General features: G+C 70.3%; 8 protein-coding genes and 2 pseudogenes. 5 read left to right on the top strand and 5 right to left on the bottom strand.

What is annotated here, in order from left to right:
• Positions 1 to 183: pseudogene (locus AOK17_RS50305) on the top strand (hypothetical protein); the annotation flags it as partial.
• Positions 184 to 374: 191 nt separating this feature from the next.
• On the opposite strand, the gene AOK17_RS35100 reads toward AOK17_RS50305, so the two are convergent.
• Positions 375 to 716 (bottom strand): VOC family protein, encoded by a 342-nt coding sequence (locus AOK17_RS35100; protein WP_055616636.1) that lies wholly within the window; start codon positions 714 to 716, stop codon positions 375 to 377.
• 286 nt (positions 717 to 1,002) lie between these two features.
• On the opposite strand from AOK17_RS35100, the pseudogene AOK17_RS49140 reads away from it, so the two are divergent.
• A pseudogene (locus AOK17_RS49140) lies at positions 1,003 to 1,137 on the top strand (SLC13 family permease); the annotation flags it as partial.
• 53 nt (positions 1,138 to 1,190) lie between these two features.
• Positions 1,191 to 1,472 (top strand): DUF3040 domain-containing protein, encoded by a 282-nt coding sequence (locus AOK17_RS35095; protein WP_055616635.1) that lies wholly within the window; start codon positions 1,191 to 1,193, stop codon positions 1,470 to 1,472.
• A gap of 50 nt (positions 1,473 to 1,522) precedes the next feature.
• Here AOK17_RS35095 and AOK17_RS35090 read toward each other — a convergent pair whose 3' ends face one another.
• From AOK17_RS35090 to AOK17_RS35080, 3 genes are all read right to left on the bottom strand, one after another.
• Positions 1,523 to 1,858, bottom strand: coding sequence for a YnfA family protein (locus tag AOK17_RS35090; RefSeq protein WP_055616634.1), 336 nt, complete (start codon positions 1,856 to 1,858; stop codon positions 1,523 to 1,525).
• A gap of 106 nt (positions 1,859 to 1,964) precedes the next feature.
• A complete protein-coding gene (locus AOK17_RS35085; protein ID WP_055616633.1) occupies positions 1,965 to 3,203 on the bottom strand; it encodes a cation:proton antiporter in 1,239 nt (412 codons plus the stop codon).
• Positions 3,204 to 3,207: 4 nt separating this feature from the next.
• Positions 3,208 to 3,678 (bottom strand): cation:proton antiporter regulatory subunit, encoded by a 471-nt coding sequence (locus AOK17_RS35080; protein ID WP_055616632.1) that lies wholly within the window; start codon positions 3,676 to 3,678, stop codon positions 3,208 to 3,210.
• A 292-nt stretch (positions 3,679 to 3,970) separates the two neighbouring features.
• Here AOK17_RS35080 and AOK17_RS35075 point away from each other — a divergent pair, with 292 nt between their 5' ends.
• Together AOK17_RS35075 and AOK17_RS35070 are read left to right on the top strand one after the other, a co-directional pair.
• A complete protein-coding gene (locus AOK17_RS35075) occupies positions 3,971 to 4,942 on the top strand; it encodes a HAMP domain-containing sensor histidine kinase (RefSeq protein WP_055616631.1) in 972 nt (323 codons plus the stop codon).
• Entirely contained in the window at positions 4,939 to 5,592 is a 654-nt protein-coding gene (locus AOK17_RS35070) for a response regulator (RefSeq protein ID WP_055616630.1), read from the top strand. The genes AOK17_RS35075 and AOK17_RS35070 overlap by 4 nt, the downstream gene beginning before the upstream one ends.
• Positions 5,593 to 5,617: 25 nt before the next feature.
• Here the strand turns inward: AOK17_RS35070 and AOK17_RS35065 are convergent, their stop codons facing one another.
• A complete protein-coding gene (locus AOK17_RS35065; RefSeq protein ID WP_055616629.1) occupies positions 5,618 to 7,174 on the bottom strand; it encodes a serine/threonine-protein kinase in 1,557 nt (518 codons plus the stop codon).
• Positions 7,175 to 7,195: the final 21 nt, after the last annotated feature.

Raw genomic sequence — 7,195 nt, 5'->3', positions numbered from 1 at the left:
CCGCTCGCCGACGCCCGCGGCATGGGCTCCTCCTGCGAGTTCCGGCTGCACAGCGGACGCCGGATCCGCGTCGACACCTTCACCGAGGACATCCAGGAGCTGGCGGCGGTCGTCCACCGTGCGGTGCACCTCGGGCAGTTCCCCCAAGGCCGGGGAGCGTCCAACCCGCGGCGGAGCCGCTGATCAAGGAGAGACGCCAAGGGAGCGGGACGAGGATCGCGCACGGGTCCGTCGAGGGGCTGGCCCGTGGTGCGACGCCGTCAGCCGTGTCGGACGAACGCGGAGTTCGTCCGCGGAGCGGAAATCTTGGCGAGCCTGCCCACCTTGACGATGCGACAGGTGAACGTCAGAACGCGGCTCGTCGCATGGTGGCGTCAGTGCGCGGCGCCGCCGAGTCCGAACTCGTTGCCGTCCGGGTCGTGGTAGGTGATTTTGCGCATGCCCTCCGCGTAGGTCTCGCGGGTCGTCGGCTCCAGACCCCGAGCGGCGATCTGCGCGACCCGGGTGTCGAGGTCGTCGACGAGGATGGTGTGCACGGCGTTTCCGGCCCGGCCGGGCCGCTGCACGATGTACACGTACCGGTGTTCCGCCAGTTCCCATACGGCTTCCGTGTCGTGCGGGAAGAACGTCGGCGGGGTGCCGAGGAGTCGCTCGTACCAGGGCAGTGCCGCCGTGTAGTCGTTGACGGGGGTGCCTGCGAAGAATTCGAGGGGCATGCCGTCATGGTAGGCGCGGCGCCTTCCCCCGACCGAGAACGAGGAGCCGGAAGTCGACGCGCTCCGGGCTGCCGTGCGGTCCCGGTTCGCTTCGCCTGCCCGAGTGGATACCGCGCTGCCGGCGGGACGAGGATGGGTGCCGTCCCCGATGCGCGGGCGTGGCGCGCTGGGCGAGGGTGAGGTGAAGGAGCAGCGCTCGCGAGCGTGGCGGAAGCACGTCGGGAAGGCGGGGAGCCGCTCGTTGCCACGGCGAGCTGGAGCGGGCCGGGCCGGACGTGAGTGTCATGACTGGAACGTCAATCTCCTGCTGCTGGGCATGACGCTGATCGTTGCCCTGCTCCGGAGTACCGGCGTGTTCGAGCACATGGCGATCTGGGCGGCGAACCGGGCCGGTGGACGACCGTTCCGGCTGATGGTGCTGTGGCTGCGGTACTTCGACTTTGCTCGACCCAACTGCTGTGGAAGGAGCGGAACATGACGCAATCCGACGACGACAGGATCTCCGACCTCGAAGCCCGGCTGCGGCTCGACGACCCCCGCTTCGCCCATGGCTTCGGTCAGGGACGCCCTCGCCGCCCGCGCGAATACCGCCGAGGCAGGGCGTGGCTGGCGATGACACTCGCGCTCACTGCCGTGGTCGTCGGCGCCGTTCTCCCGCACGGGCTGCTGCTCGCGGCAGGGCTGGTCGGGGCTGCCTGCGCGGTGAACCTGTTCGACACGTCCCACCAACGCCGCCTCCGGCAGCCCCGGTCATGAGCGGAGCTGGGCCGGGGACGCGAGCCGCAGCGGCTGCAAGTCGACCGCGCTCAGTGGCTGCGGGGCGCGTACATGATCACGGCCATCCCGGCGAGGCACACCAGCGCGCCGATGACGTCGTACCGGTCGGGCCGGTAGCCGTCGGCGACCATGCCCCAGGCGATCGACCCGGCGACGAAGATCCCGCCGTACGCCGCGAGGATGCGCCCGAAGTTGTCGTCGGACTGGAAGGTGGCCACCACGCCGTAGAGGCCGAGGGCGATGACCCCGGCACCGATCCAGATCCAGCCCTTGTGCTCGCGAATGCCCTGCCAGACCAGCCAGGCCCCACCGATCTCGAACAGGGCGGCGACGACGAACAGGGCAACGGAACGCGCAACGGTCATGATCGATGACCTTACCGACGCCCGCCCCCTCGCCCACCTCAAGGGGCGCGGGGAACCGCGCACTCAGCCACGACCGACCCGCACCTCGCAACCCACCAAGACCTGGCTACTTCTCGGCGGATGCGTCGGGGCTGGGGACGAGGTCCCGGTCCTGGGGTGTCTCGGCGACCGTGGTGGCGGGCTCGCGGCGGCGGCCGGCGAGTCGGGTGGCTACAGGTTCGGTGAAGCGGGCGGTGAGGGGGCCGACGATCACCAGGATCAGGACGTAGGCGGTGGCCAGCGGGCCGAGTCTGGGTTCGATGCCGGAGGTGACGGCGAGGCCGGCGATGACGATGGAGAACTCGCCGCGGGCGACGAGTGTGCCGCCGGCCCGCCAGCGGCCCTTGGCGGAGATCCCGGCGCGTTTGGCGGCCCAGTAGCCGGTGGCGATTTTCGTGCCGGCGGTGACCAGGGCCAGGGCGAGGGCGGGGAGCAGGACGGGCGGGATGCTGGCGGGGTCGGTGTGCAGGCCGAAGAAGACGAAGAACACGGCGGCGAACAGGTCGCGCAGTGGGGAGAGCAGGCCGTGGGCGCCCTCGGCGACTTCACCGGACAGTGCGATGCCCACCAGGAACGCGCCCACGGCGGCGGAGACCTGCAGCTGCTGGGCGACGCCGGCGACCAGCAGGGTCAGGCCGAGGACGACCAGCAGCAGCTTTTCGGGGTCGTCGCTGGAGACGAAGCGGGAGAGGTGGCGTCCGTAGCGGACCGCGACGACCAGGACGAGGCCGGCGACGCCGAGGGCGATGGCGAGGGTGGCGCTGCCGGCGGCGAGGCCGGCGCCGGCGAGGAGGGCGGTGATGATGGGCAGGTAGACGGCCATGGAGAGGTCTTCGAGGACCAGGATGCTCAGGATGACCGGGGTTTCGCGGTTGCCGAGACGGCCCAGGTCGCCCAGGACCTTGGCGATGACGCCGGAGGAGGAGATCCAGGTGACACCGGCCAGGACGACGGCGGCGACCGGGCCCCAGCCCAGCAGGAGGGCCATCGCCGCGCCGGGCAGGGCGTTGAGGGCGGCGTCGACCAGTCCTGCGGGGTATTGGGTTTTGAGGTTGGAGACCAGGTCGGTGGCGGTGTACTCGAGGCCGAGCATGAGCAGCAGCAGGATGACGCCGATCTCGGCGCCGATCGCGACGAACTCCTCGCTGGTGCCCAGGGGCAGCAGCCCGCCCTCGCCGAACGCGAGCCCGGCCAGCAGGTAGAGGGGTATGGGCGAGAACTGGAACCGTCCGGCGAACCGGCCCAGCAGTCCCAGGCCCAGGATGATCGCACCGAACTCGATCAGGAAAATGGCGGAGGAATGCACCGGGTCACTCCCGCCCGAGTATCGCGGCGGCTGCCTCCACACCCTCGCGGGTGCCGATCACGATCAGGATGTCGCCGCCGGCCAGGCGGAAGTCCGGAGCGGGGGAGGGAATCGCCTGCGCCCGACGCAGAACGGCCACGATCGACGCTCCGGTGTCGGTGCGCATCCGAGTGTCACCGAGGACGCGCCCGTTCCAGTACGAGACCGACGACAGTTCGATCCGCTCGGCCACCAGGCCGAGGTCGGTGGTGGAGAGCAGGTTCGGGCTGTGGTGCGAGGGTGCCAGCGCGTCGATCAGTGAGGCGGTCTCCGGCTCCGTCAGACGCAGCGACTGGGCGCAGGCGTCGGGGTCGTCGGTCCGGTAGACGTTCACCGTGCGGGCGCCGTCCCGGTGCGCGATCACCGACAGGTGGCGCTGCTCCCTTGTGGTGAGGTCGTACTGGACACCGATCCCCGGCAAGGGTGTGGTGCTCATTCGCCCGGCAGGCACAACCCCTCCCCCTTCTTCGTCGATCCTTGCGGCAGCAGTGCGGGCCACGACGGATTCAGCGAGGTGATCCGGCGCGGCGGGGACTCATGGTGCCACCTGCTAACAGCCTGGGGATATGGGTGTCAGCCCGGATGGACACGGGGTCCCCACAGGGGTGAGGGTGGGGCGGGGGCAGTGGATCCCATCGCAGGCCAGAGCCCTCAACAGGGTCGTTCGGCGGCGGCAGGCGACAGCGGAGGTGAGCGGTCGGCGGTCACCGGGAAAGGAGCACAGGTCCATGTCGCTGTACTGGCGGATCTTCGTCCTCAACGCGGCCGTGCTCGTCGTCGCGGTCCTGCTGCTCCTGGGACCAGTCACCGTTTCCACGCCGGTGCTGTTCGGCGAGGCCCTCGTCCTGCTGGCCGGACTGATCGTGATGGTGATCGCGAACGCCGTACTGCTGCGCATCGCACTGGCTCCGCTGGCGCGCCTGAACCGGGCCATGGCCACCGTCGACCTGCTCAAGCCCGGCAGCCGCACGACCGTCACCGGCCCCGGCGAGATCGCCGAACTCACCACAAGCTTCAACGCCATGCTCGCCCGGCTGGAGGCCGAACGCGCCACCAGTTCCGGCAGAGCCCTGTCCGCGCAGGAAGCCGAGCGCCAGCGTCTCGCCAGGGAGCTCCACGACGAGGTCGGACAGACCCTCACCGCCGTCCTGCTCCAGCTCAAACACACAGCCGACCACGCACCCCAGCCCGTACGCGACGATCTGCGGCAGGCGCAGGAGACCACCCGCGCCGGACTGGACGAGATCCGCCGTATCGCCCGCCGTCTGCGTCCCGGAGTCCTGGAGGAACTCGGCCTGTACAGCGCCCTGCGCGCCCTGACGGCCGAGTTCACCACCTCAAGCCTGAGCGCGACCGCGCACATCACTCCCGGGCTGCCCCGCCTTGACCCGGCCACCGAACTCGTCCTCTACCGCGTCGCCCAGGAAGGGCTCACCAACACCGCCCGCCACACCCACGCCACCCGGGTCGAGGTCCACCTGCGCGCCCTGCCCGACGACCGGGTGGGACTGCTGGTCCGTGACAACGGCCAAGGGATCGGGGCCGCACCCGAAGGAGCCGGCATCAGCGGCATGCGCGAACGTGCCCTCCTCATCGGCGCCGAGTTCCGGATCGGCCAAGGTCCCCACGGCGGCACCGAGATACGCCTGAACGTCACCGGCCACGCAGCCGCCGACCGCACCCAGGAGACAGCGCGATGACCACACCGGCCCGCATCCTGCTCGCAGACGACCACGCCCTGGTCCGCCACGGCGTCCGCCTCATCCTCGACGCCGAGCCGGACCTGACTGTCGTGGCCGAGGCTTCCGACGGCGCGGAAGCCATCGCCCAGGCCCGTGCCAATGACATCGACCTGGCCATACTCGACATCGCCATGCCCCGCCGGACCGGCCTGCAGGCCGCCCGCGAACTCGCCCGCCTCCGCCCCGGCCTGCGCACCCTGATGCTGACGATGTACGACAACGAGCAGTACTTCTTCGAGGCCCTCAAATCCGGCGCCTCCGGCTACGTACTCAAATCCGTCGCCGACCGCGACCTCGTCGAAGCCTGTCGCGCCGCCCTGCGCGACGAGCCCTTCATCTACCCCGGCGCCGAGACCACCCTCATCCGCACCTACCTCGACCGTGCCCGCACCGGCGGACCACTGCCCGCCCGCCCCATCACCGAACGCGAGGAGGAAATCCTCAAACTCGTCGCCGAGGGCCACACCTCGAAGGAGATCGCCCTCCTCCTCGTCATCAGCGCCAAGACGGTCGAACGCCACCGCACCAACCTCCTCCAGAAGCTGGGCCTGCGCGACCGACTGGAACTCACCCGCTACGCCATCCGCGTCGGCCTCATCGAGCCCTGAAGGCCGGTCAGGTGGTGGGGAGGAGTCAAGGCTGGTGCGTGACGCTGACCTGCATGGTCAGGGTGCCTCTGTTGTCCTGGACGCATCTGTCGGCCTCGTCGTTGATGGCCAGTTGCAGGGTGCCGTTGCCGGCCGCCTTGAAGGTCAGCTTCCGCCCGACGGAGCGTATGGGAACGTTCTTCTCGCCCGCGAGGCGTGCCAGGAGGGCGCCGAACGGTGCCGCGGGCTTGAGCTTGCAGTCCTTCGCGCCGTCCAGCGACTGGTCGATTGCCGCGTTGTAGCCGGCGGGGCCGGTCATGGGGATGTTGACGTGGTCGACGGTCCATTGGCCCGAGACGAAGCGCACGGTGACCGTGTCTCCTGGCTGGACGGTCACTCCGGTCACCTTCTGCCAGCCGGTCGTGGACTTCACGGCCTGGCGGGTGGTCGTCGTGACGGGGTCCTTCTTGAGCGGCAGCACTCCGGTGAGGAACAGGCCACCGCCAACACCCGCCGCCAGCACCGCGGTTCCGACCAGTGCCCACAACAGCCGCTTCGCGCCCCGGGAGCGGGACGAGGGCTGAGGCGTGGGCCTCAGCGAGGTGGTGTGCACGGACGTCTGGCCGTTCTGCCCGGCCGGGACCAGGCCCTGGCGGCCGCTGGTCATGGTGTCCGCGTCGGCCAGCAGGGGCGCGGGCCAGGATGCGTGGGCGGTCGGTGACGGCAGCAGCGCCCCGGCGTCCGAGTGTCCCGCGGCGACGCGGTGCAGCGTGTCGCGCGTACTGGCCGCAGTGGGGCGTTCGTCTGGGGACTTGCGCAGGAGCGCCTCGATGACCGGGCGCAGTGGGCCGAGCCGCTCGCTGAGAGCGGGTTCCTGGTAGGCAACCGCGTGCAGTGTGGCGGGCCGTGCCGGTCTGCGGAACGGGGACAGCCCGCCGCACACCGTGGCCAGGGTCGCACCCAGGGACCACAGATCGGAGGCGGGGCCGACCTCCGAGCCCATCACCCGCTCCGGCGCCATGAACTCCAGCGAGCCGATCAGTTCGCCGGTGGTGGTCAGGAACTCGCCGTCGTCCAGGACCGCGATGCCGAAGTCGGTGAGGACTGCGCTGCCGTCGCGGCGCAGCAGGACGTTGGCCGGCTTGACATCACGGTGCAGGGTGCCGGCCGCGTGCACCGCCACCAGCGCGTCGAGCAGTTGCAGCCCGAGGGAGGCGGTGTGCTGTGGGGTGAGTGGTCCGTACTCGGCGAGGTGGCGGGCCAGCGAGGGCCCCTGGACGAGTTCCATCACGATCCACAGCCGGTCCTCGGACTCGACCAGGTCATGGACGCCCACCACATGCGGATGCGGCACCCGTGCGACCGCGCGCGCCTCACGGATCGTACGGCGCACGCGTATGCGGTGTTCCTCGTCGCCGTGGGTGAGGATGTGCAGTTCCTTGACGGCGACCGGGCGGTCCAGCAACTGGTCATGGGCGCGCCAGACGGTCCCCATGCCCCCTCTGCCGAGGATGTCGTGCAGCAGGTACCGGCCGGAGATCAGCCGTCCCGAGCCGTGTTCCGAACGTATCCCCGCCTGGTGATCGCCATCTCCGGATGTCACGCGCTCACTCACATTCCTTGC

The sequence above is a fragment of the Streptomyces phaeochromogenes genome, from assembly GCF_001418655.1.
GTDB lineage: Bacteria > Actinomycetota > Actinomycetes > Streptomycetales > Streptomycetaceae > Streptomyces > Streptomyces phaeochromogenes.
The sequence above is the reverse complement of the archived record's forward strand: the minus strand, read 5'-3'. Positions and strand labels throughout refer to the sequence as shown.

What these genes read in the sequence shown, in the direction of transcription:
- AOK17_RS35070 (WP_055616630.1), top strand. Translation starts at nt 4,939, where the DNA reads ATGACCACACCGGCCCGCATCCTGCTCGCAGACGACCACGCCCTGGTC.
- AOK17_RS35095 (WP_055616635.1), top strand. Translation starts at nt 1,191, where the DNA reads ATGACGCAATCCGACGACGACAGGATCTCCGACCTCGAAGCCCGGCTG.
- AOK17_RS35100 (WP_055616636.1), bottom strand. Translation starts at nt 716, where the DNA reads ATGCCCCTCGAATTCTTCGCAGGCACCCCCGTCAACGACTACACGGCG.
- AOK17_RS35075 (WP_055616631.1), top strand. Translation starts at nt 3,971, where the DNA reads ATGTCGCTGTACTGGCGGATCTTCGTCCTCAACGCGGCCGTGCTCGTC.
- AOK17_RS35090 (WP_055616634.1), bottom strand. Translation starts at nt 1,858, where the DNA reads ATGACCGTTGCGCGTTCCGTTGCCCTGTTCGTCGTCGCCGCCCTGTTC.
- AOK17_RS35080 (WP_055616632.1), bottom strand. Translation starts at nt 3,678, where the DNA reads ATGAGCACCACACCCTTGCCGGGGATCGGTGTCCAGTACGACCTCACC.